Source organism: Streptomyces sp. NPDC048436, assembly GCF_043200355.1.
GTDB lineage: Bacteria > Actinomycetota > Actinomycetes > Streptomycetales > Streptomycetaceae > Streptomyces.
Map to the genome: position 1 here is coordinate 496,975 of NZ_JBICXP010000001.1, position 22,770 is coordinate 519,744.

Consider the following 22,770-nt stretch of genomic DNA (forward strand, 5'->3'; position numbering starts at 1 on the left):
ACCGGAACGGCCATGTGTAAGGGGCGGGCCTGCGCAGGCCCGCCCCTTACATCGCCCACCCGGGTGGCGCGTTTCAGCCCAGCGCCGCCACCCGGTCCCGATACCCCCGCACCGGCGCCGCGTCGCGGTACGGCTCAAGCCGCCGCTCGAAGTCGCGTACGTACTCGATGGCCCGCACCGACCGCATCTCCCCCGCCGCCTGCGCCGCCTCCGCGCCCAGCTGACAGGCCTGCTCCAGCTCGCCGAGGCCCAGGCGCGCGGTGGCCAGCACCACACGGCAGAACAGGCGGCTGCGGGCGTACCCGGGGGCGCGCAGCTGGAGCGAGCGCTCCGCGTGCTGGGCGGCCACGCGGTACTGCTGGAGGTCCCGGTGGCAGTGCCCGAACTCGTCCGAGAGCTGTGCCTCGTCGAAGAACCGCGCCCAGTAGGGCACTTCGTCGCCTGGCCGGGCCGTCTCCAGGGCCCGCTCGGCGCGCACCATCGAAGCCGTGCACGCCCGCACCTCGCCGATCACCCCGTGCCCGCGTGCCTCGACCGAGTGCAGCAGCGCCTGGACGACGGGCGGGGCCGACGACCCGACGCCCTGCTGAGCCACCCGGGCCAGCTGCACCGCCTCTCTGCCGTGCCCGAGGTAGACGGCCTGGCGGCTCATCGTGACCAGGACGTACGAGCCGTACGCGCGATCGCCCGCCGCCTGCGAGAGGCGCAGCGCCTGGACGTAGTAGCGCTGGGCGAGGCCGTGCGCCGCGATGTCGTACGAGGTCCAGCCCGCGAGCCGGGTCAGATCGGCGGCGGCCGCGAAGAGCCGCCGCCCTGCCTGCTCGCCGTAGGTGCCGCGCAGCATCGGCTCGGCCTCGTGCTCCAGATAGCGCACGAGCGCCTGCCGGGCGTGCCCACCGCCGTACGCGTGGTCGAGCGCGCGGAAGAGTTCGCCGACGGAGCGCAGGGCGGAGATGTCGCCGCTCGTCACCTTCGCCCCGACGCCCCGCTCGGGCTCCTTGCGCTGGCGGGGCATGACGGGGCGGCCCTGGATGGGCACCCGGCCGCCGTTCGGGCCGTGGTCGCCGCGGCCCACCCGGTCGTCGGCGCGGCCGATCAGCCAGTCCCTGCTGGGGACGACGAGTCCTGCCGGGGTGAAGGCGATCTTCCGCAGCTCGGCGTGGCTCCCGGAGTCCTTGCGCCAGAGGCCGCCGACGATGTCGATGGCCTCCTCGGGGCTGGCCGCGAACTCGAGACCGGCGTACACCGGCGCACACGCGTCGAGGCCGAGGTCCTGCGCGGAGAGACGGCGGCCTAACCGCCGGGTGAAGACCTCGGCGATGAGGGCGGGGGTGGTGCCGCGCGGCTGCTGCCCGCGCAGCCAGCGGGTCACCGATGTCTTGTCGTACCGCAGATCGAGACCGTGCTCGAGCCCCAGCTGATCGACGCGGCGCGCGAGCCCCGCATTGGAGAAACCGGCTTCTGAGATGAGCGCGGCTAGCTGGCGGTTGGGGGTGCGCTGCGGAGGTCGTTCCGTCATCAGCTGTGCGGTCTCCTGCCTTTCGGGCGTTGCCTTGAGCAGCCCTTATGGCTCTGTGAACGGCGTGAATGTAGCGGCCCTCACCGCCCTCATAGCGGCCTTCGACCCTCGTTCATCCGATCGTGTGAGGATTGACCGGAGGACTGACGGGATTCCGCTGCCCGTACAGTGGCTGGGGGCGCGATGTGTGCAGGGTGCAGGTTCTAGGGAGGCACTTGCCGTGAGTGAGTTTGAGTTCGTCCGTCTTGGCTTCGGCCCGGACGCCGTCGAGTATCAGGAAGCCTGGGACGAGCAGCGCCGCGTGCACGCCGCCCGCTTCGCCGACGAACTCCCGGACACATGTCTGCTGCTCGAGCACCCGCCGGTCTATACGGCGGGCCGCCGCACCGCCGAGAACGAGCGCCCGCTGGACGGCACTCCCGTCGTCGACGTGGACCGCGGCGGCAAGATCACCTGGCACGGCCCCGGCCAGCTCGTGGGCTACCCGATCCAGAAGCTGCCGCGACCGGTGGACGTCGTAGCACATGTGCGCCGCCTGGAAGAGGCACTTATCCGTACGTGTGCGGAATTCGGCCTGGAGACGTCCCGGGTCGAGGGCCGCAGCGGCGTATGGGTGCTCGGTGACGCACGTCAGGCAACAGAGAAGCGTCCGGCGCTCGGCGGCCTGGACCTCGACTTCGATCCGCGACTCCAGGACGACGAGTTCGACGCCCGGTTCAACGGCCCGGGGTACGCCCCCTCCAACGCGGGCCAGCGCCGCGAGGACCGCAAGATCGCGGCGATCGGCATCCGCGTCGCCAAGGGCGTGACGATGCATGGCTTCGCGCTGAACGTGAACCCGGACAACACCGGGTTCGACAAGATCATCCCGTGCGGAATCCGCGACGCGGGCGTGACGTCGATCTCGTACGAACTGGGCCGCGAGGTCACGATCGCCGACGTCCTGCCCGTCGCGGAGAAGCACCTGCGGGAGATCCTGGAGAACGCGGAGCTCAAGCCGCGGGCCGTGGAAAAGGCGGCCGAGAAGACGGTTGAGCACCCGGAAGCGGAGAAGGCGACCGTGTAGACGACCGACGACCTCCAGGAGAGACAGCGGGAGACAACTGGGGACAACCGGGGCTCCGGGGAATGCACCCCGTCGGCCGGAGGTTGGCCGGACGTCAGCCCAACGACATCACGGGCGTACCCTGGTGTGCGCCGAAGAATCGAAGCTACAGGGAGCCGATGTGTCCGCAGTCGCACCCGACGGACGCAAGATGCTGCGCCTGGAGGTCCGGAACGCCCAGACCCCCATCGAGCGCAAGCCCGAGTGGATCAAGACCCGGGCGAAAATGGGCCCCGAGTACACGAAGATGCAGAACCTCGTGAAGAGCGAGGGCCTGCACACGGTCTGCCAGGAGGCGGGCTGTCCCAACATCTACGAGTGCTGGGAAGACCGCGAGGCCACCTTCCTCATCGGCGGCGACCAGTGCACCCGGCGCTGCGACTTCTGCCAGATCGACACGGGCAAGCCGCAGGCACTCGACCGCGACGAGCCGCGCCGCGTAGGTGAGTCCGTCGTGACGATGGACCTGAACTACGCCACGATCACCGGCGTCGCCCGCGACGACCTGGACGACGGCGGCGCCTGGCTGTACGCGGAGACCGTGCGCCAGATCCACGCGATGACGGCGGAGCGCGCCGAGGGCAAGACCAAGGTCGAGCTCCTCATCCCCGACTTCAACGCGGACCCCGACCAGCTGGCCGAGGTCTTCTCCTCCCGCCCCGAGGTCCTCGGTCACAACGTGGAGACCGTGCCGCGCATCTTCAAGCGGATCCGCCCCGGCTTCCGCTTCGAGCGCTCGCTCGAGGTCATCACCCGCGCCCGCGAGGCCGGCCTGGTCACCAAGTCGAACCTCATCCTCGGCATGGGCGAGGAGCGCGAGGAGATCAGCGAGGCGCTGCACGCGCTGCACGACGCGGGCTGCGAGCTCATCACGATCACGCAGTACCTGCGCCCGACGCCGCGCCACCACCCCGTGGAGCGCTGGGCCAAGCCGCAGGAGTTCGTGGAGCTGAAGGAGGAGGCCGAGGAGATCGGCTTCTCCGGCGTCATGTCCGGGCCGCTGGTCCGCTCCTCGTACCGCGCGGGGCGTCTCTACCAGATGGCGATCGAGAAGCGCGGGGCGTACGTCGCTTCGCAGGCGGTGTGAGCATCGCGGCCTGCTTGGCGTGAAGCGCCCGTGAACCTGTGTGAATCGGCGCACAAGTGACTACCGGCCAGTAATGGCCAGGATGACGCGGCTCGGACGGTCCCCGCAGGTGAGCGGGGCCGTAAGGGCCGCGTCAGTGTTTGGCGGCCCAGCGTCAAGGCTTCATCCGTGTTTGACCCCTCGGTCACGCCCTGGTAACACCAATCAGTGACCGTGGAATCACCCCACGTACAGCCTTAGTCATAGCCGTAGCCGTGACAGCCGCCCAGGAGGGCCCCACCATGCAGGCCGCGCCCGTACGCGCCACCGCCATCCCGTCCGTCACCGACGCACTGCGTGCCGTCGAGTCGCTCCTCATGAGCAGCGGCCAGCGCACCGCACGCCGCAATGCCTGGACGTCCGTGCTCGACGACCGGCGCCGTGCCAAGGACCGGGCCGAGGCTCTGCGCGTACTCGAAGAGGCGATGACAACCCGCACGTCGTAGTCGCCCCCTGGGGCACGTAGACTTCACGACATGGCGAGGAAGGAAACCGCGGCGGACGCCGCGAACCCCGGGCGACTCAAGCAGATTGCCCTGACCTACAAGATGACCCGCAAGGCCGATCCGCGGATCGGGCTTGTCATCGCGGCTGTGGGAATCGTCACCTTCGGTGTCTTCCTCGCGATCGGCTTCTTGATCGGTCACCCGATCTATCTCGGCATTCTCGGCTTTGTGCTCGCCTTCCTCGCGATGGCGATCGTCTTCGGGCGCAGGGCAGAGCGTGCGGCCTTCGGGCAGATGGAAGGCCAGCCTGGTGCGGCCGCCGCGGTGCTCGACAAGATCGGCCGTGGCTGGACGACGACTCCGGCGGTGGCGATGAACCGCAGCCAGGACGTCGTACACCGCACGGTCGGCAAGGCGGGCATCGTGCTCGTCGCCGAGGGCAACCCGAACCGGGTGAAGAGCCTGCTGGCCGCCGAGAAGCGCAAGATGGCGCGCGTCGTCTCGGACGTCCCGGTGCATGACGTCATCGTCGGCACCGGCGAGGGCGAGGTTCCGCTGAAGAAGCTGCGTACGACGCTTCTGAAGCTGCCACGCGTCCTCCAGGGCCCGCAGGTCACGGCCACGAACGACCGGCTGCGCGCGATGGGCGACCTGATGAGCAACATGCCGTTGCCGAAGGGTCCGATGCCGAAGGGCGCGGGACGCGGTCGCACTCCGCGCATGCCGCGCAGCTGACGCTCGGGCAGCACTCGGGCAGGCTTTCCCTACAGGCGCTGCCTGGAGGATTTCTCTACGTGGACGAAGGCCCCGGAACCGATCGGTTCCGGGGCCTTCGTCGTCGTACGTATACGGCGTTCGACGGGGGTCGGCGGCGCAGGCGGTCAGATCCGCACCTGGACGGCGCGGGCGAGGCGGTCGTGCAGGCCGCGGCCGTCGCGGTCCCAGATCAGCGCCGGGACGGCCACACAGAGCAGCACGCCGCGGACGAGGACCCGGCCGAAGCCGAGCCGGCCGCCGCCCTCGGCGATGACGCGCAGCCTGAAGAGGGCCTTGCCGGGGGTGCAGCCGACCGTGCCGACCGTCAGGACGGCCATGACGAAGAAGATGCCGAGCGCCCAGTTGCCCATCGCCTGCTGGTCACCGCGAGCGAACAGGCCGTATGCGATGAGCATGCACAGGGCCCAGTCGACGGCGATGGCGCCGATGCGCCGCCCGGGCCGCGCGATCGAGCCCGGCCCCTCCTCCGGCAGGCCGAGCTGCTCACCCCGGTAACCGAAGTCGACGCCCGCGTCCTCTGCTGCCGCACGCGGGCCGGAGAGCCACGAACCGATTGCTTGCCTGTTGTCCACCCGTCCACGGTACTGCGCCCGATTTCGTACGAGGACGGGCGGGGGTGGGGCGCAGGACGGCCGAGGCGGGGGGAGAACGGGCGGGGTAGGGCGAATGACACCCGGCGCGAACCCGGCTCGGTTAACTTCCGCGAAACAAATGGGTCATGCTTGAGAAATCCCCCGTCCCTATGGTCGGGTCCCAGCGTGTGCCACCGCACTGGCCGCACAACGAGCTGCAACCCCGTCCCCGCCTGGGGGCCGGGAGTAGGAGGAGTTGGATGTTCCAGAACGCCGACGACGCAAAGAAGTTCATCGCGGACGAGGACGTGAAGTTCGTAGATGTCCGGTTCTGCGACCTGCCCGGAGTGATGCAGCACTTCACGATCCCGGCAGCGGCGTTCGACCCTGACGAGGAGCTCGCCTTCGACGGTTCGTCGATCCGCGGCTTCCAGGCCATCCACGAGTCGGACATGGCGCTGCGCGCGGACCTGTCGACCGCCCGGGTCGATCCCTTCCGCCGCGACAAGACCGTCAACATCAACTTCTTCATCCACGACCCGATCACGGGCGAGCAGTACAGCCGCGACCCGCGCAACATCGCCAAGAAGGCCGAGGCGTACCTGGCCTCCACCGGCATCGCGGACACGGCGTACTTCGGTCCCGAGGCGGAGTTCTACGTCTTCGACAACGTCCGCTTCCAGACGTCGGCGAACGAGAGCTTCTACCACATCGACTCCGAGGCAGGCGCCTGGAACACCGGTGCGGTCGAGAACAACCGCGGCTACAAGGTCCGCTACAAGGGTGGTTACTTCCCGGCCCCGCCGGTCGACCACTTCGCGGACCTGCGCGCGGAGATCTCCCTGGAGCTGGACAAGAACGGCCTCCAGGTCGAGCGCCAGCACCACGAGGTCGGCACGGCCGGCCAGGCGGAGATCAACTACAAGTTCAACACGCTGCTCGCCGCGGCCGACGACCTGATGCTCTTCAAGTACATCGTGAAGAACGTCGCCTGGCGCAACGAGAAGACCGCGACCTTCATGCCGAAGCCGATCTTCGGCGACAACGGCTCGGGCATGCACGTGCACCAGTCGCTGTGGGCGAACGGTGACCCGCTGTTCTACGACGAGCAGGGCTACGCCGGTCTCTCGGACATCGCCCGCTACTACATCGGCGGCATCCTCAAGCACGCCCCGTCGCTCCTCGCCTTCACGAACCCGACGGTGAACTCCTACCACCGCCTGGTTCCGGGCTTCGAGGCTCCGGTCAACATGGTGTACTCGCAGCGCAACCGCTCGGCTGCCATGCGTATCCCGATCACGGGCTCCAACCCGAAGGCCAAGCGCGTCGAGTTCCGCGCGCCGGACCCGTCGTCGAACCCGTATCTGGCGTTCTCGGCGCTGCTGATGGCCGGCCTTGACGGCGTGAAGAACAAGATCGAGCCGCCGGAGCCGATCGACAAGGACCTCTACGAGCTGGCCCCCGAGGAGCACGCGGGCGTCGCCCAGGTCCCGACCTCCCTCCCGGCCGTCCTCGACGCCCTCGAGGCGGACCACGAGTACCTCCTGGCCGGCGGTGTCTTCACCCCCGACCTGATCGAGACGTGGATCGACTACAAGCGGACGAACGAGATCGCCCCGATCCAGCTGCGGCCGCACCCGCATGAGTTCGAGCTCTACTTCGACATCTAGAAAGCAGGCCGGGTCACCCCCGGCCGGTGTCTGTCAGACACAGCAGCGAGGGCCGCTGCCCCGGATTCGGGGCGGCGGCCCTCGCTGTTGTGCTGTTCGGCTTCAGGGAGCCGGGCCTTCAGGAAGCCGGGCGGGAGCGTCGGGCGTAGGCGCGGGCGGCGCGGGCGCGGTCGCCGCAGCGGGTCGAGCACCAGTGGCGGCGGCCGTGGCGCAGGAGGTAGCGGTTGCAGGGGGCGGAGCCGCAGGCCGTGAGGCGGTCGGCGTCGGGACCTGTGAGCAGGTCGGCGGCGTCCGACGCGAGGCTCGCCAGGGCGTGCTCGACGATCCGCGTGGTGGGGTGGCAGGCGGTGCGGTGGAGGCCGCGGGTGGTGTCCCAGTGCAGGGGGGCCGCCGCGGGGGCCCTGGTCATGGCCTCGTTGACGGCGTCGAGCGCGCTGGACGGAGCGGGGCAGCCGTCGATCCGGGAGGCGAACAGCACCCGGATCTGTTCGCGCAGGGCCCGCAGCTGTGCGGTGCACATCTCCTGCAGACCGGCGTCGGGCGGGGCGAGGTCGCGCTCGGTGAGCCACCGGTTCGCGGCCGCGGGGCTGCCGAGCAGGTCGCTGAACTGGCCGCCGGGCAGGGCGATGGCGCTGTTGGCGAGGTCCAGGGCGGGGTATTGGCCGGCTCCGGGCGCGGGTGGCGGGGGTGGGGGCGGGTCGGGCGCTGCGGGGGCGGGGAGCGGCTCGGGGGCCCCTGGCACGGGCGGCTCGGGCGCTCCTGACGCGGGGGATGGCGGCTCGGCCGCTCCTGGTACGGACGGTGCGGATGGCTCGGCGGTCACGGTCTCCTTCACGGTCCTCATGGTACGTCTTGCTTTCATCCGTGAGACACGACTACGGTTCCTCACGGATAACTCGACTACCATCCGTGAGGTGTGTTCCGTCATGACCGCTACCCCCGCTGCTTCCCCGGCTGCTTCCGGCCCGAGCGACAACCAGTTCCCCGTCCGCGTCTTCGGCGGCCCCACCGCCCTCTTCGAGTACGGCGGACTGAGGTTCCTCACCGACCCCACCTTCGACGCACCCGGCGACTACCCGGCGCCGGGCGGCACCGGCCTGACCAAGACCGCGCCCGCCACCGGCTCCCCCGCCGACCTCGGCCCCGTCGACGTGGTCCTGCTCTCGCACGACGAGCACCCCGACAACCTCGACGCCTCCGGCCGGGCCCTGCTCGCCGACGTACCGCTCACCCTCACCACCCCCGGTGGTGGGAGCCGCCTCGGCGACAGCCTGGGCGACAGGGTGAAGGGCCTGGAGGACTGGGAGTCCGTCGAGCTCGACCGGCCCGGCGGCGGCCGCGTGACCGTGACGGGCGTGCCCGCCGTCCATGGCCCCGGGGAGCGCGCGGAGGTCGAAAGGGTCGTCGGGGAGGTCGTCGGGTTCGTACTGACCGGGGACGGCCTGCCCACGGTCTACGTCAGCGGCGACAACGCCTCGCTCACCGCGGTCAAGGACATAGCCGACCGCTTCGGCCCGGTGGACACCGCAATCCTCTTCGCCGGGGCGCCCCGCTTCCCCTTCCTCTTCGACGGCGAACTGCTGGTCCTCGACAGCGTCCAGGCCGCCGAAGCCACCCGGATCCTCGACGCACGCCGGGTCGTCCCCGTCCACTTCGACAGCTGGGCGCACTTCACCGAGGGGCGCGACGATCTCGTATCGGCGTTCACCGATGCGGGCTTGGCCGATCGTCTCGAACTGGCCTGAGAAGCCCCGACTCGCCCGCGTTCCGGTCACTGACCGCCGGTGAAGGCGAGGCCCAACTGCGGGCTGCTGTCGGCCTGTTGGACGACGAGGACGGGAAACTCCGGCGATGGGCCTAGGCACCCCCGCCCTCTCCTGTACCGAGAGGGCGGGGCGTTTCGCGTCCCGGTCCGGCAGTACCGGTGCAGGCACCGGACCGAGGGCGCGCGTCCGGAGGCATCCTCGTCCGCGAGAGTGGTCACCACCGCCCGTACCCCGTACATCCGCGACTCAGTGGCCGATGGCGTACTCGGTGAACTGGCCGCAGATGTTGAAGCCCAACCGGCAGTAGACCGGCTCGCCTTCTGGTGAGGCCTGTAGGACCGCCGTCCCGTAGCCCTCGTCTCGCGCGGCCCGGAGCGTCGTGAGCGTCATGGCGCTCCCGTAGCCTCGTCGGCGGTGCGTCGCGAGGGTGGAGATGTTGTAGATGCCTGCCACGCCCGCGTGGAGGAAGACCTCCGCCGTGCAGACCGGGCGGCCCGCCGCATAGCCGACCAGGTAGCGGGCCGGGCAGGTGGCGTCGAGGGCCTGTTCCGCGGTCTCGGTGAAGAAGCGGAGGACCGTGGGGGACGGCGGATCCCAGTTCTCGGCCAGTACGGCGGCGTAGTCGGCGAGCTGCTCGCGGCTTGTCACCCTGCGGATGTCCAGGCCGTTGGCCCGTCGTGGCCCCGGCAGCGTGCCGCTCAGGTCCTTCCACATTGCCGCCTCGGTCTCCGCGGCCTTGATCCCGGCGGCCTCCAGGAGTGTGCCCAGGTTCGCCGGCGTCGAGGCCGGACCCACCCACCAGGAGAAGGGGCGGCCGGTGGCGGTCAGCCTCTGGACGGTCTCGGAGACGCGCCGCGGCGCGGATTCCTCGGTGAAGCGGGCCGCCGCGACGATGTTGAACGTGTCGTCGTCCAGGCCGCTGTCGGCCACCAGGAGGTCATCCGCCTCGATGATCGCCGCGTCCGCCAGCTGCCGGTGGAGGTGGCAGGCGTGCTCGGCGAGGTTCAGTTCGATCCTCGCCCGCAGGTCGGCTTCATCGTTGCCCGTGATCGGCTGCTGTGAGGCATTCATGGGGTTCTATTGCAGCAGTCCGGGTCCGCGCCGTCATCTGGTTTTGGGGATTGCGGTTCGGAGCCTGTGTTCTCAGTTCTGGGTGGGCCAGTTGTGGCCTATCCGCGCAGGAAGCGGATCGACGGGTGGGGCTCCGTCGGGTGTTGCGTCACCAGTGCTCGTACCCCGTACACCTTCGCTATCAGTTCCTCCGTGATCACCTCCGTCGGCGTGCCCGACGCGTACGCCGTTCCCTCGCTCAGTACCAGCACGTGGTCGCAGAACATCGCCGCCAGGTTGAGGTCGTGCAGGGCTATGACGCTGGTCAGGGGGAGGTCCGCCACCAAGGCGAGGAGGTCCAGTTGGTGTTGGATGTCCAGGTGGTTGGTGGGTTCGTCGAGGAGTAGTTCTCGGGGGGTCTGGGCCAATGCCCTTGCTATTTGGACCCGTTGGCGTTCGCCGCCCGACAGGGTGTGCCAGGACTGGGCTGCGCGGTCAGTCAGGCCTGTGCGGGTCAGTGCCTCCCCTACCGCCTCTTCGTCCTCCGTCGTCGGCGGCGACCACGCCCTGCGGTGCGGGATGCGGCCCAGGCGTACGACCTCCTCCACCGTCAGCTCCACCTGCGTCGTGGCGTCCTGGTCCACCACCGCCACCCTTCGTGCCACCCTGCGGCGGCCCGCGTCCCGCAGTGGGTCGCCGTCCAGCGTGACCACTCCCGACGTCGGGGCCAGGACGCCCGCCAAGATGCGCAGGAGGGTCGACTTGCCCGAGCCGTTGGGGCCCAGGAGGCCGACCATCGCTCCCGGGGGCGGGGCCAGGCTCACCCCGTCGACTATCAGGCGGCCGGCGGCTGTTCTGCTCACCCGGTCGGCTCGTAGGCCCGGGGCGGCGTACGGCGGGGTCATGTCGTCTTCCGGGTGCGGTAGAGGACCAGGACGAACGCCGGGACCCCGATGAGGGACGTGACGACCCCCACCGGGACCTCCTGCGGGTCGAGGACCGTACGGGCCAGCGTGTCCACCCACACCAGGAACACCGCGCCCGCCAGCGCCGTCACCGGGAGCAGGCGCGCGTGCCCGGAGCCGACCAGGGCGCGGGCCGCGTGCGGCAGGACCAGGCCCACGAAGCCGATGGCTCCCGCGCTGCTGACCAGCGCCGCCGTCAGGAGGGCCGTGACGGAGAGCAGGAGCAGCCGGGTGCGGGCCACGTGGACGCCCAGCGTCGCCGCCGCGTCCTGGCCGAACGCGAACGCGTCCAGGGTGCGGGCCTGCGTCAGGCAGATCGTGAGGGCCCCGACAAGGACCGCCGCGCACAGCCATACGTCCGTCCAGCCCACCCCGCTCAGCGAACCGAGCAGCCAGAACAGGACCCCCCGCGTCGTCTCCGCGTCGCCCGCCGTGAGGATCACGAACGAGGTGAGCGCGGAGAACAGCTGCATCGCCGCCACCCCTGACAGCACCACCCTGTCCGCGCTCCCGCCCAGCGTGTGGCTGAGCAGCAGCACGAGCGCGAAGGAGCAGACGGCCCCCGCGAACGCCCCCGCCGACACCGACACCGCTCCCCCGCCGACCCCCAGGACCACGATCGCGACCGCCCCCGTGGACGCTCCCGAGGAGACGCCGAGTACGAAGGGGTCCGCGAGCGGGTTGCGCAGGAGGGATTGGAGGACGGTTCCGCAGACCGCGAGGCCCGCGCCGCAGACCGCCGCGAGGAGCGTGCGCGGCATCCGCAGGTTCCAGACGATGCCATCCCTGATCGGCGTCAACTCCGCCTCGCCCCAGCCGAGATGGGCCGCCACCGCCGACCAGACGTCCGGTACGGAGATGTCCGCGGGGCCGATGGTGACAGCCACCGCCACGGAGAGGGCCAGGGCGGCCAGGGCCACCGTCCAGAGCAGGGCGGAACGTATGCCGCCCGGGGCGGCTCCCCTCACTTGGCGAAACCGAACTCGCGCAACGCGTCCGCGACTTGCTCCACACCGTCAACCGTACGGATCGTCGGGTTCATCGCCTGGCCGCTCAGCAGCACGTACCGCTTCTTCTTCACCGCGGTCAGGTTCTTCGTGACCGGGTTGGACTCCAGGAACTCGATCTTCTTCTTCGCGCTCTCGGCCGTCTGCGACTTGCGGGTGAGGTCGCCGATGACCAGGACGTCCGGGTCGCGGTCCGCCACCGTCTCCCAGTTGATCTGGGGCCACTCCTCGCGGGTGTCGTCGAAGACGTTCTTCGCGCCCAGTTCGCGGGTGATGATGCCGGGGGCCCCGCAGCAGCCCGCTATGTAGGGGGCGTCGGAGTTGGCGAACCAGTAGAGGAGCGTCGCGTCGGAGGCGTGGATGTCCTTCGTCGCCTTCGCCACCCGGCCCTTCAGCTCGGACACCAGCCGTTCGCCCCGCTCCCGCACGCCGAACGCCCGTGCCAGGTCGCGCACTTCGCCGTACACCGTGTCCATCGTCAGCGTCTTGACCCGGCTGCCGTCGCCGTCACCGCTGTTGTCCTTGCCCGCGCAGTCGGAGGGCGAGACATAGGCGGGTACGCCGAGTTCGGCGAACTTGGCGCGATCGGCGACGCCGCCCTTGCTGACCGTGGCCAGGAAGGAGGCGGTGACGAAGTCCGGCTCCTGGGCGAGGACCTTCTCGAAGGAGGGGTATCGGTCGGCGAGGCGCTCGACCTTGGCGTTGTCCTTCCTCAGGCTCCCCAGCACCGGGTCGGTCCAGGTGCCGGTGCCCGCCATGCGGTCGGCGAGGCCCAGGGAGAGCAGGATCTCGGTGGAGCCCTGGTCCAGGGAGACGGCCCGCTTGGGCGGCGCCTTGATCTCCGCCTTCTTGCCGCAGGAAGTGAGGGTCAGCGGATAGCCGTCCACCTTCTTGCTTGCCGTGGAGGTGGCCGACGAGCCGCCGCCGCAGGAGGTCAGGGTGAGGGCCGCAGCCGCGGCGAGGAGAACGGACATGCGTGCACGACGGGCTGTGGAGGACACACGATCCCTTGAGTCTCACGGCTCATACGCGGAGCCTGGCCTGCTTCGTCACCTCCGCCGCTCGGTGCGCGGGCGAAGGTGCCAGCAGGTCTTCGGACTCGGGGATCGACCGGGCGGGACGCCTTCCCAGGCGTCCGTGGACGCCCAGTGGCCGTGGCCCCGCCCGTTCTCCCTCACCGCTGCGCGTCAGTTCCGGATTCGCACCGGATTCCCTGGCCCAGGTGTGGGTTTGACTGGCTTGCGCAAGTTATCACGCGACCCTCGAACACCCTGCCGGGCGGCCTACGCCTACTGCTACGCCCCCCGCTCCGGACGCGGCGCACCGCGATACGTGCCGAACGACCACTTGTTGCCCTCGGGGTCGGCGATCCCGAACTCCCGGCTGCCGTACGGCTGGTCCTCGATCTCGCGGATGATCTTGACCCCGGCGGTGGTGAGCCGCTGGTAGAGGTCGTCCACGTGGTCGGTGACGACGTACGCCCCGAAGGTGCCCGGCTTCAGGCACCACTCCTGGGACTTCTCGTCGTACGAGCCGAGCATGATGGCACCACCCTCGGGCCAGTCCAGCTCCGCGTGGGCCACGCGGTCGCCGTCCTCGTAGACGGCGGTGCGCAGGAAGCCGACCGTGCCGACGAGGAAGTCGATCAGGGCGTGGGCGTCGTTGGCCTGGAGGGACGGCCAGACGTCGGGAGCGCGGTTCGTGCCGGACGGCTGAGGCTGCTGGTTCTCGGTCGCGTTCATGTTCTCGGTTGTGTTCATGGCTCCTACTCTTCGCCCCCGCCATGGCTCCCGGCTTGGATATTCCGGCACTCTTCGGCCATCCAGCCGCTGGGGCTGACCCCCGTGTACTGCCGGAAGTCCCGCACCAGGTGGGAGTGGTCGCAGTAGCCGCAGTCGGCGGCGATCCGGGCCAGGTCGGGGGCGGCGCCCGCTGCGACAGGTCGTACGACGGCGTTCCGCGCGCGCTGGAAGCGCATCAGACGGCCGGCCTGCTTGGGGCTCAGGCCCGTCTCGGCGCGGAAGAGCGTGGTCAGGCGGCGCTCGCTGAGCGCCACGTGCCGGGAGAGCCCGCGCAGGGTTCCCACGCCCCGGTGCCGGGCCAGCCAGGCCCAGGCCTCGGCGACCTCGGGGCGCACCGCCCCGCTGGAGTCGGCCGCGCGCTGCCTCAAGTAGGCGGACAGGGAGGCGAACCGCTCCTCCCAGGTCTCCTGCTCGCACAGCAGCTCCCGTACGTCGGTGGCGCGGCGCCCCATCACATCGGCACCGGGTGTCACCAGGTCGCGGGCCAGTTCCGCCGCGGGTACGCCGAACAGGGCGCGGGCGGCGAGCGGGTGCACGGCGAGCTGGATGCCCGCCTCGTGCTCGGGCCTGACGACGTACGCCGGGGACTGGTGCAGGCCGCCGAGGACGATGTCCGTGCGGGACGCGCCCGCGCCGCCCGCCTGCTCGGGGGTGGACCCGGTGACGACGGGACCGTCCAGCGAGAAGATCAGCGTCAGGTACGGGGACGGCAGGCCGCGGTGCAGTCCTGGCCGCTCCCCCGTAGTGCGGTAGCCGACCGCGGACGCCACCATGCCGTCGAGCCGCGGGGAGGCCCGCACGAACTCCCGGGAGACGCTCTCCATGCCTTCCAGTATGCGGCGGGCACACCTTGCCGCGCTGCCCTGGCCGCGCTGCCTGACGTGCTTACCCACCCCCTGGCGTCCCATGCCCCCCGCGTCCGGTGACGTCGATCATGGGAATCCGCGGCCCGACCTCGTACGATGACCCGCCGCTCCGGACGGGGCGCAGACCGCTCTCAGGGGGCAGAACCATGGCAGTAAAGGCAAAGGGCAAGCTCGCCGTCCTCGGCACGGCGGGCGCGCTCACCGCGGCCGTACTCGCGGGGACGGCCCTGTGGCCGAGCACGGACGCCACGGCGGCGGACGCCTCCGCGAAAACCGCGAAAACCGCCGCGAAGACCGCCACCGAGCTGCCGCACTGGCCCAAGCCGGTCGCGACGAAGCTGGGCAAGGTCATCGCGAAGAACGGTCACAAGGGCGCGTACGCCGTCTTCGACGCGGACAACACGACGTACCGCAACGACCTGGAGGAATCCCTCCTCCCCTTCCTGGAGATGAAGGGGGTGCTGACCCGCAAGTCGATGGACCCGTCGCTGAAGATCATCCCCTTCAAGGACACCGCGAAGCACAAGGAGAGCCTCTACAGCTACTACAACCGGCTCTGCGAGGTCGACGACCAGGTCTGTTATCCGTGGGCCGCGCAGATCTTCTCCGGCTTCACGCTCAAGGAGCTCAAGAAGTACGTCGACGAACTCCTCGCCTACGACAAGCCGATCCCGGCCGAGTACTACGAGGACGGGAAGCTGACCAAGACCGAGGTCAAGGCTCCCGAGTTCTTCACCGGCATGCAGGAGCTCTACAAGTCGCTGCGCGCGCACGGCATCGAGGTGTACGTCGTCAGCGCGGCCAGCGAGGACCTCGTACGCATGGTCCTCTCCGACCCCAAGTACGGCTACAACGTGAAGCCCGAGAACGTCATCGGCGTCGGCCTGCAGCTCAAGGACCGCAAGACCGGTGAGGTCACCAGCTCCCGCAAGGAGATCGCGGAGGGCCGCTTCGACGAGAAGAAGCTCGCCAAGCACGAACTGACGCCGAACCTGTGGGCGCCGCTGACGTGGTACCAGGGCAAGCCCGCGGCCATCAACACGTACATCGACGAGTGGAAGAAGCCCGTCCTGGTGGCGGGCGACACCCCGAAGAGCGATGGCCCGATGCTGTTCCACTCGGCAGACGTGTCGCACGGCGGGGTGCGGGTCTGGGTCAACCGCAAGGACTCGTACATGAAGGAGCTGGACGGGATGAAGCGCGAGAACGCCGACCGGCAGCGGGAGTTGGGGCAGAAGGTGACCGCGGACAAGCGGTGGCTGACGGTGGTCCCGGACGAGATCCGCTAGAAACCGCGCTTCCCCTCCCCCTCGCTTCCGCCGGGCCTCACCGTGGCCCGGCGGAAGCGTCGGACGCGCTCACCAGGCCCGCGGCGATCGCCTCGCCGAGCGCCGCGTGGTCCGCCGCGTTCTGCACGGCGTAGCGCAGCGCGAAGTCCGCGATGGCCCGGTCGAACGTGTCGGAGCCGCCCAAGTAGGCGGCTATCGCGATGCGGTCGCCTGAGCGGGCGTGGGCCAGGGCCAGGGCGGTGCCGCAGAGCCGGGCGTAGGAGCGCAGTTCCTTGGGGGACATGGCCTCCACGTCCGCCGAGCCCTTCATGTCGCGGAGCCGGCGCCAGTAGTAGGCGCGGCCCTGGGGGCCCGTCATCCAGCCGAGGAAGATGTCGCCCGCCGCCTGGAGCAGCCGCTGGCCCGCGACCACCCGGTGGCCGGGATGCACGTACGGGCCCGCCGGAAGATGCTGCTCAAGGACCGACCGGTCCGCTTCCTTGATCTGCAGGAAGAGCGGGTCGTCGATGTCGCGCCCGGCGAGCAGCACGACGAAGCAGCGGGTGCCGACGCTCCCCACCCCGGCCGCTTTCCGCGCGGCGTCCACGAAGTGGTAGCGGTCCAGGAGGAGTCGGCGTTCCTCGGAGAGCGTGGAGCGGTAGTCGCCGAAGATCTTGCGTACGGCCGTCAGCTCCGCGCCCGCCGGTTCGAGGAGTGGCGGATCGTGGATGATGCGGCGCTCGCCGTCCACGACTTCCGTCAGCTTGCCGAGCGCCTGGAGGCTGGTGCGGTGGCGGGCCCGGTCGCGGTCGAGGGTGGCCGTCACGCGCTTGCGGGCGCGGGCGGAGCGGACGAGGGGCAACAGGTCGTGGGTGTCCGTGCGTTCGTACCAGACCGCCAGTTCGCCGAGGCCCGCCAGGCGTCTCATCGACGTGCGGTACGCCGCCACGGCCGCGAGGCACGCGTCATGGGCGCCGCCCTCGGTGTGGCCGTTGTCGCGCGACGCCACGGCGACGCTGGCGGCCAGGCGTTTGACGTCCCACTCGAAGGGGCCTGGGCAGGTCTCGTCGAAGTCGTCGAGCCCGAAGAGCAGGGCGCGTTCCGGCGAGGCGAAGAGGCCGAAGTTCAACAGGTGGGCGTCGCCGCAGAGTTGGACCGTCAGGCCGGTGTGCCACTGGACGGCGAGGTCACCCGCCATGACGGCGGCTGCGCCGCGCAGGAAGGCGAAGGGAGAGTCGGCCATGCGGGCGTAACGGACGGGCAGGAGCTCCTGGACGCGGTCCACGCCCTGCCGCTCCAGGACGGCCACCGGATCGGGCCGGTCCGCGGAGGGGATCCAGGCACCGTGGGAGGAACGGGAGGCACGCTTGCGAGCGAGCTTGCCCTGCGCGGCACGCTCACCGGGGGTACTCATGGCACTCATGGCAGAGCTCCGCTCGGCGGCGGGGGCCACGGGGGTGCGTGGCACGGCCTCGCCGGGCGCAGCGATGATTGGGCCGCCCCTGCGTGGCACAGCCCCGCATCGCGCAGCCCCCCGGCGCACAACCCCGCATGGCGCAGGCTCACCCAGTACAGCCCCACGCCGTCGAGGCGCACCCCGCCCAGCCCCGCCGCACCCTCGGCCGAAGCAGTCACGGCGCTACTCCCCTCGCCCTCGGCAGCTCTCCCGGCAACAGCCTCCCCTCAGGGGCAGCCAATGCCGCCACGGGTGCGTACGCATGCCGGATACGGCAAATGGGTGACGCACCCCCCTGAGGGCAAGCGGCTTTTGGAGGTCACTTCCCGCCCGGGGCCGCCCACGCCGCCACCGTCTTGGCCAGCGCGCCGCCCGCCCGCGTCCACGCGAAGTGGTCGAGTCGGCCGCCCGCCTCCTGCGTGGAGTAGTGGCGGCGCGTGACGCGGGCTTCCGGCGTCTTGTCGAGCAGGTGGTCGAGGGCGGGTGCGGGGGCCAGGTTGTCGTGGTCGACGGTGACCGCGAGGACCGGGAGATCGAGGGTGCGCAGGGCGGACTCGTAGTCGTGGGCGGAGCCCTTGGCGGAGTAGCGGCCCGTGCGGCCCTGGCGCGCCCAGTCGCGCATGACGCCCTTGGACTGGTTGCCGCCGAAGCCCAGCCGGACGCCCGGCCAGCGGCCGAGCAGCGTCGACGTCGCCGCGGCGAACACCTCGAAGAGGAGCAGCAGGGGACCGCGCAGGGGACCGTACGCGCGAAACCACACGGAACCGGCGGCCACAAGCGCGACCCCGTCCACGCCGGGCCCGATCCTCAACGCGGCGTACACAAGGCCCAGTTGACCGCCGAGGCTGTGCCCGAGGAGGTACAGGGCGGGCTCCGGCCCCAGTTCGGCGCGTACGGCTTCGATGACCGCCACGAGGTCCTGCTCCACGATCGTGCGGTAGCCGTGGTCACCCGCGCCGGGGTCCGTCACCAGCGGGGTGCTCTCCCCCTGCCCCCGCAGGTCCACGGTCAGGGCGGTCAGCCCCTCGGCGTGCAACTGGCGGGCGAACGCGCGGTAGTAGCGGGCGGGGGTCCCCATGGCGGGGAGGATCAGGACGGCCGGCGCGGGGGTCGCGTCGGCCCCGTTCGCCGTACGCAGCGCACGGACCGGAAACCGTGCCCCGTCCGGGAGTTGAGCGGTGGTGAGCAGCGGCAGCTCGCCGACGGGCTCCTGGACGGGGGCGGATTCCTGCTGAGTCATGCGGTCAGCATGGACCACGCGTACGGGCGGGAGCCGCGTGGCCCCCGCCCGTACACAATCGTGCGAGGCCTCAGCGGCTGTACCGCATCAGCGCGCGCACCATATGGCAGGTGATGTCCGACGGCGGATGGATTCCCACGTCCTCCGCCATGCTCCGGATCCTGGTGTTGTTCGCTTGGTTCGGCAGATAGACGCCCGAGTCAAGGAGGGCTATCGCCAGGCGCATGGCCTTCAGGCGCCGGTTGTGCGTGATGTACCACTCACGCGGCCGTCCGGCCGGGAGTGGCCGCTTCTCCAGTGGTGCGTATGTCACGTCGATCAGCACGGGCCGGGAAGCGTTGCGCTTCGACTTCGATGTGAGAGCGGCAGCGGGCACAGGCATCCTCCTGTCGCGGTCAGGACCCCCCGTCGGGAACCCTCGAACACTGCTTCTAGTTTACTGCTCGGCACTGACAATCGCCGCTGGCCAGACGGGCTTTGAGGGGGTGTGACGGGAGTGTCGCGGGTAGCCTGTGCGGCATGGAGATCTGGATCAATCCCGCGTGCTCGAAGTGCCGTGGCGCGCTGACGCTGCTCGACGCGGAGGGCGCCGACTACACCGTCCGCCGCTACCTCGACGACGTACCCACCGAGGACGAGATCCGCGCCGTGCTCGGGCGGCTCGGTCTGGAGCCGTGGGACATCACGCGGACCGGGGAGCAGGACGCCAAGGACCTGAACCTGAAGGACCGCGAGGCCTGGCCGCGCGACGCCTCCGGACGCGACCGCTGGATCAAGGCGCTCGCCGAGCATCCGAAGCTCATCCAGCGGCCGATCATCACCGCCGACGACGGCACGGCGGTGGTGGCCCGCACGGAGGAGGCGGTACGCGACGCGCTGTCCCGGCAGCGGTAGCGGCAACCCATGGCGCTCCGGCGTGAAGTGGGCCACATCCACCGCCGGTAACACGGGGTTCACATTCGAGCAATGGCCGGGAAATCGCCCGTTGGCAGGCTGCCCCGCATCACCACGGCTCCGCAGCACCCGCACGTTCTGCGCCGTACCGAGCGTTTAAAGGATGACCCCGTGACCTTCAAGGCTGAGTACATCTGGATCGACGGCACCGAGCCGACCGCCAAGCTCCGCTCGAAGACGAAGATAATGGCGGACGGCGCGGAGCTCCCCAACTGGGGCTTCGACGGATCCAGCACCAACCAGGCCAAGGGTCACGCCTCCGACCGCGTACTGAAGCCCGTCTTCACCTGCCCGGACCCGATCCGTGGCGGCGACGACGTACTCGTCATGTGCGAGGTCCTGAACACGGACATGACGCCGCACGAGTCCAACACCCGTGCCGCGCTCGCCGAGGTCGAGGAGCGCTTCGGCTCGCAGGAGCCGATCTTCGGCATCGAGCAGGAGTACACCTTCTTCGAGGGCGACCGCCCGCTCGGCTTCCCCGTCGGCGGCTTCCCCGCCGCGCAGGGCGGCTACTACTGCGGCGTCGGCGCCGACGAGATCTTCGGCCGTGACGTCGTCGAGGCGCACCTGGAGAACTGTCTGAAGGCGGGCCTCGGCATCTCCGGCATCAACGCCGAGGTCATGCCGGGCCAGTGGGAGTTCCAGGTCGGCCCGCTCGCGCCGCTGGAGGTCTCCGACCAGCTCTGGGTCGCCCGCTGGCTGCTCTACCGCACCGCCGAGGACTTCAAGGTGTCGGCCACGCTCGACCCGAAGCCGGTGAAGGGCGACTGGAACGGCGCGGGCGCGCACACGAACTTCTCGACGAAGGCGATGCGCGAGGGCTACGAGGCGATCATCACCGCCGCCGAGTCCCTCGGCGAGGGCTCCAAGCCGATGGACCACGTCAAGAACTACGGCGCGGGCATCGACGACCGCCTCACCGGCCTGCACGAGACCGCCCCGTGGAACGAGTACAGCTACGGCGTCTCCGACCGCGGCGCCTCGGTCCGCATCCCGTGGCAGGTCGAGGTGGAGCAGAAGGGCTACATCGAGGACCGCCGCCCGAACGCGAACGTCGACCCGTACGTCGTGACGCGCCTGATCGTCGACACGTGCTGCACCGCCCTGGAGAAGGCCGGGCAGGTCTGATCCCGGTCCTGGAATGATTTCGTACGTTCCTGAAGGGGGCGCCCGCCGAAACGGTGGGCGCCCCCTTCGGCATGGGAGACCGCTGCCGCTCCCATCTGCCATCTGATTCAATGGGTCCATGGGCAGCTACGGGAACACCGCGACAGGTCGTCATCACGACCTTGAGCCGTTCTGGCCTTCCCGTCAGCACCATGACTTCGACCGGGTGTGTTGCCGCGCGATGAACGCGCGGGCCCTCTAAAGCCGTTCACCCGGCCTTCGCCTGACGCGCACGACGTACGTACGTCCTCGACGACTTACCTCTCCTTCGCGCGAAAGAGCTGACCTCATGGCGAACTCCCGTTCCTTCTCGGCGTCCACCGCTTCCACCGCCGCCGCCACCGCGCCGCCGACCGGCCCCGGCCGGGGCCGCCTGCGGGCCGTCGCCCCGGACGAAGTGGTGCAGATCACCGACTTCCTTCCGCCGGGCGCGACCTGGCTGCCCGCACCCCAGCACACGCTGCCCACCCTGCCGGGGCAGCCGCCGATGATCGGCTACCTGGTGCTCGTACCGGCCGGGCAGGAGCCCGTAGCCGTTGAGCCCGAGCCGCGGCCGCAGGTGTCGTCGTCTCCGTCGGCGTCCAAGGGGCCCGTGTGGATCGACACCGTGCAGCGTGCCGCGCAGGTCGACGGCCGGCAGCTCGACCTCACCTATCTGGAGTTCGAGCTGCTCGCGCATCTCGTCGCCCATCCCCACCGGGTGCACACGCGCGACCAGTTGGTGACCACGGTGTGGGGCTACGGACACGTGGGCGACGGGCGCACCGTCGACGTCCACATCGCGCGCCTGCGGCGCAAGCTGGGGGCCGAGCACCGCCGGACGATCCAGACGGTGCGGCGGGTGGGCTACAAGTACGCGCCGCCCGCGACTCGCTGACCTCGGGCTTCTCCGGGCGGGACCGGGCTCTGCCACCAGCAGAACCCGGTTCCCCTGCCGGAGGTGAGCGTGCAGAGTCGTCGGCATGAGACTTCTGATGCTGGGTGGTACGCAGTTCGTGGGGCGGGCCGTCGTCGAGGCGGCGCTTGCGCGTGGCTGGGAAGTGACGGTCTTCCACCGCGGGCGGAGTGAGGCGCCCGAGGGTGTGGTGTCGCTGCTCGGTGACCGCACGGCCGAGGGCGGCCTCGCCGCGCTCGCCGAGTCCGATGAGAGCTGGGACTTCGTCGTGGACACGTGGTCCGGGGCGCCGCGTGTCGTGCGTGAGGCGGCCCGGCTGCTCGCGGGGCGGGCGGAGCGGTACGTGTATGTGTCGAGTGTGTCGGTGTACCGGTATCCGGGTGTCGCGGGCTCCGACGAGGACTTTCCCCTGGTCGAGGGGGATCCCGACGCGGATTCGGTGGCGTACGCGGAGGACAAGCGGGGCGGGGAACTCGCCGCCGTCGCTGAGTTCGGGGCGGAGCGTACGGTGCTCGCCCGCGCGGGGCTGATCCTCGGACCGTACGAGAACGTCGGGCGGCTGCCGTGGTGGCTCAACCGGGTCGCTCGCGGCGGGCCCGTACTGGCCCCGGGACCACGGGAGTTGGACCTTCAGTACATCGACGTGCGGGACCTCGCGGAGTGGGCCCTCGACGCGGCCTCCGCGGGGCTGCACGGCCCGTACAACATCATCTCCCCCGTCGCGCACACCACGACGGAGGAGTTCCTCACGGCGTGCGTGTCCGCGGCGGGGGCGCCCGACACCGAACTCCGCTGGACCGACCCCTCGGTGATCGCCGAGCACGGCATCGAACCGTGGTCGGAGCTGCCGGTGTGGCTCCCGCCGGGCGAGCTGCACGACACCATGCACCGCACCTCCACGGAGAAGGCGGCGGCCGCCGGGTTGCGGGCCCGCCCCGTCGCGGAGACGGTCGCGGACACGTGGGCCTGGCTCCAGTCCCTCGGCGGGGTGGCCCCGCAGCGCCCCGACCGGGGGGCCAAGGGGCTCGACCCCGAGCGTGAGGCGAAGGTGGTGGGCGCCCTCGGCCTGTGACGGGGGAACGGGGCGGCGGCCTGGCTGGAGTCTCCAGCCAGGCC

General features: G+C 70.4%; 23 protein-coding genes and 1 riboswitch. Of the genes, 11 read left to right on the forward strand and 12 right to left on the reverse strand.

Annotated features, from left to right (window positions below):
- Nucleotides 1-73: 73 nt before the first annotated feature.
- Nucleotides 74-1,519: a regulator gene (locus ACGFX9_RS02330; RefSeq protein WP_393463446.1), complete on the reverse strand. Its 1,446-nt coding sequence runs from the start codon at nucleotides 1,517-1,519 to the stop codon at nucleotides 74-76.
- Nucleotides 1,520-1,739: 220 nt separating this feature from the next.
- Between ACGFX9_RS02330 and lipB the strand changes: the two genes are divergently transcribed.
- The 4 genes from lipB (at nucleotide 1,740) to ACGFX9_RS02350 (ending at nucleotide 4,931) form a co-directional block, all read left to right on the forward strand.
- Nucleotides 1,740-2,585, forward strand: a complete 846-nt coding sequence (lipB, locus tag ACGFX9_RS02335; protein WP_393463448.1) for a lipoyl(octanoyl) transferase LipB — start codon at nucleotides 1,740-1,742, stop codon at nucleotides 2,583-2,585.
- Nucleotides 2,586-2,745: 160 nt separating this feature from the next.
- Nucleotides 2,746-3,711 (forward strand): lipoyl synthase, encoded by a 966-nt coding sequence (locus ACGFX9_RS02340; protein ID WP_160504647.1) that lies wholly within the window; start codon nucleotides 2,746-2,748, stop codon nucleotides 3,709-3,711.
- A 281-nt stretch (nucleotides 3,712-3,992) separates the two neighbouring features.
- Nucleotides 3,993-4,196: a hypothetical protein gene (locus tag ACGFX9_RS02345; RefSeq protein ID WP_160504648.1), complete on the forward strand. Its 204-nt coding sequence runs from the start codon at nucleotides 3,993-3,995 to the stop codon at nucleotides 4,194-4,196.
- Nucleotides 4,197-4,226: 30 nt separating this feature from the next.
- The gene (locus ACGFX9_RS02350; protein WP_393463449.1) at nucleotides 4,227-4,931 is read left to right on the forward strand and encodes a DUF4191 domain-containing protein; all 705 of its coding nucleotides are present in this window, start codon (nucleotides 4,227-4,229) and stop codon (nucleotides 4,929-4,931) included.
- Nucleotides 4,932-5,077: 146 nt separating this feature from the next.
- On the opposite strand, the gene ACGFX9_RS02355 is transcribed toward ACGFX9_RS02350, so the two are convergent.
- Nucleotides 5,078-5,545 carry an RDD family protein gene (locus ACGFX9_RS02355; RefSeq protein ID WP_393463451.1) on the reverse strand — a complete coding sequence of 156 codons (468 nt, stop codon included), beginning with the start codon at nucleotides 5,543-5,545 and terminating at the stop codon, nucleotides 5,078-5,080.
- Nucleotides 5,546-5,805: 260 nt separating this feature from the next.
- Between ACGFX9_RS02355 and glnA the strand changes: the two genes are divergently transcribed.
- The gene (gene glnA, locus ACGFX9_RS02360) at nucleotides 5,806-7,215 is read left to right on the forward strand and encodes a type I glutamate--ammonia ligase (RefSeq protein ID WP_393463453.1); all 1,410 of its coding nucleotides are present in this window, start codon (nucleotides 5,806-5,808) and stop codon (nucleotides 7,213-7,215) included.
- A 118-nt stretch (nucleotides 7,216-7,333) separates the two neighbouring features.
- Here the strand turns inward: glnA and ACGFX9_RS02365 are convergent, their stop codons facing one another.
- The gene (locus ACGFX9_RS02365; protein WP_393465550.1) at nucleotides 7,334-7,957 is read right to left on the reverse strand and encodes a CGNR zinc finger domain-containing protein; all 624 of its coding nucleotides are present in this window, start codon (nucleotides 7,955-7,957) and stop codon (nucleotides 7,334-7,336) included.
- A gap of 184 nt (nucleotides 7,958-8,141) precedes the next feature.
- On the opposite strand from ACGFX9_RS02365, the gene ACGFX9_RS02370 reads away from it, so the two are divergent.
- Nucleotides 8,142-8,960, forward strand: coding sequence for an MBL fold metallo-hydrolase (locus tag ACGFX9_RS02370; RefSeq protein WP_393463455.1), 819 nt, complete (start codon nucleotides 8,142-8,144; stop codon nucleotides 8,958-8,960).
- A 267-nt stretch (nucleotides 8,961-9,227) separates the two neighbouring features.
- On the opposite strand, the gene ACGFX9_RS02375 is transcribed toward ACGFX9_RS02370, so the two are convergent.
- The 6 genes from ACGFX9_RS02375 to ACGFX9_RS02400 all read right to left on the reverse strand — a co-directional run bounded on the left by ACGFX9_RS02375 (nucleotide 9,228) and on the right by ACGFX9_RS02400 (nucleotide 14,629).
- Nucleotides 9,228-9,995, reverse strand: a complete 768-nt coding sequence (locus ACGFX9_RS02375) for a GNAT family N-acetyltransferase (protein ID WP_393465553.1) — start codon at nucleotides 9,993-9,995, stop codon at nucleotides 9,228-9,230.
- 155 nt (nucleotides 9,996-10,150) lie between these two features.
- A complete protein-coding gene (locus ACGFX9_RS02380; RefSeq protein ID WP_393463457.1) occupies nucleotides 10,151-10,936 on the reverse strand; it encodes an ABC transporter ATP-binding protein in 786 nt (261 codons plus the stop codon).
- Nucleotides 10,933-11,964, reverse strand: coding sequence for a FecCD family ABC transporter permease (locus ACGFX9_RS02385; RefSeq protein ID WP_393463458.1), 1,032 nt, complete (start codon nucleotides 11,962-11,964; stop codon nucleotides 10,933-10,935). The genes ACGFX9_RS02380 and ACGFX9_RS02385 overlap by 4 nt, the downstream gene beginning before the upstream one ends.
- Nucleotides 11,961-12,977, reverse strand: a complete 1,017-nt coding sequence (locus ACGFX9_RS02390) for an ABC transporter substrate-binding protein (RefSeq protein WP_393463460.1) — start codon at nucleotides 12,975-12,977, stop codon at nucleotides 11,961-11,963. Before ACGFX9_RS02390 ends, ACGFX9_RS02385 begins: the two co-directional genes overlap by 4 nt.
- Before the next feature lie 92 nt (nucleotides 12,978-13,069).
- Nucleotides 13,070-13,257, reverse strand: a riboswitch (cobalamin riboswitch).
- A gap of 41 nt (nucleotides 13,258-13,298) precedes the next feature.
- Nucleotides 13,299-13,763 carry a VOC family protein gene (locus tag ACGFX9_RS02395; protein WP_393463461.1) on the reverse strand — a complete coding sequence of 155 codons (465 nt, stop codon included), beginning with the start codon at nucleotides 13,761-13,763 and terminating at the stop codon, nucleotides 13,299-13,301.
- Nucleotides 13,764-13,768: 5 nt separating this feature from the next.
- Nucleotides 13,769-14,629 (reverse strand): helix-turn-helix domain-containing protein, encoded by an 861-nt coding sequence (locus ACGFX9_RS02400; RefSeq protein ID WP_393463462.1) that lies wholly within the window; start codon nucleotides 14,627-14,629, stop codon nucleotides 13,769-13,771.
- A gap of 188 nt (nucleotides 14,630-14,817) precedes the next feature.
- Between ACGFX9_RS02400 and ACGFX9_RS02405 the strand changes: the two genes are divergently transcribed.
- On the forward strand, nucleotides 14,818-15,960 hold the full coding sequence (locus ACGFX9_RS02405; protein ID WP_393463463.1) for a haloacid dehalogenase-like hydrolase: 1,143 nt from the start codon (nucleotides 14,818-14,820) through the stop codon (nucleotides 15,958-15,960).
- Between the two features lie 37 nt (nucleotides 15,961-15,997).
- Here the strand turns inward: ACGFX9_RS02405 and ACGFX9_RS02410 are convergent, their stop codons facing one another.
- From ACGFX9_RS02410 to ACGFX9_RS02420, 3 genes are all read right to left on the reverse strand, one after another.
- Nucleotides 15,998-17,353, reverse strand: a complete 1,356-nt coding sequence (locus ACGFX9_RS02410) for a DUF2252 domain-containing protein (RefSeq protein ID WP_393465556.1) — start codon at nucleotides 17,351-17,353, stop codon at nucleotides 15,998-16,000.
- Nucleotides 17,354-17,714: 361 nt separating this feature from the next.
- The gene (locus tag ACGFX9_RS02415) at nucleotides 17,715-18,635 is read right to left on the reverse strand and encodes an alpha/beta fold hydrolase (protein WP_393463465.1); all 921 of its coding nucleotides are present in this window, start codon (nucleotides 18,633-18,635) and stop codon (nucleotides 17,715-17,717) included.
- 70 nt (nucleotides 18,636-18,705) lie between these two features.
- Nucleotides 18,706-19,011, reverse strand: a complete 306-nt coding sequence (locus ACGFX9_RS02420) for a hypothetical protein (protein WP_393463467.1) — start codon at nucleotides 19,009-19,011, stop codon at nucleotides 18,706-18,708.
- Nucleotides 19,012-19,154: 143 nt separating this feature from the next.
- Here ACGFX9_RS02420 and ACGFX9_RS02425 point away from each other — a divergent pair, with 143 nt between their 5' ends.
- From ACGFX9_RS02425 to ACGFX9_RS02440, 4 genes are all read left to right on the forward strand, one after another.
- Nucleotides 19,155-19,529, forward strand: coding sequence for an arsenate reductase family protein (locus ACGFX9_RS02425; RefSeq protein ID WP_393463469.1), 375 nt, complete (start codon nucleotides 19,155-19,157; stop codon nucleotides 19,527-19,529).
- A gap of 171 nt (nucleotides 19,530-19,700) precedes the next feature.
- On the forward strand, nucleotides 19,701-20,720 hold the full coding sequence (glnII, locus tag ACGFX9_RS02430) for a glutamine synthetase (RefSeq protein ID WP_393463471.1): 1,020 nt from the start codon (nucleotides 19,701-19,703) through the stop codon (nucleotides 20,718-20,720).
- 328 nt (nucleotides 20,721-21,048) lie between these two features.
- A complete protein-coding gene (locus ACGFX9_RS02435; protein ID WP_393463473.1) occupies nucleotides 21,049-21,636 on the forward strand; it encodes a winged helix-turn-helix domain-containing protein in 588 nt (195 codons plus the stop codon).
- 85 nt (nucleotides 21,637-21,721) lie between these two features.
- Nucleotides 21,722-22,726: an NAD-dependent epimerase/dehydratase family protein gene (locus ACGFX9_RS02440; RefSeq protein WP_393463475.1), complete on the forward strand. Its 1,005-nt coding sequence runs from the start codon at nucleotides 21,722-21,724 to the stop codon at nucleotides 22,724-22,726.
- Nucleotides 22,727-22,770 lie beyond the last annotated feature (44 nt).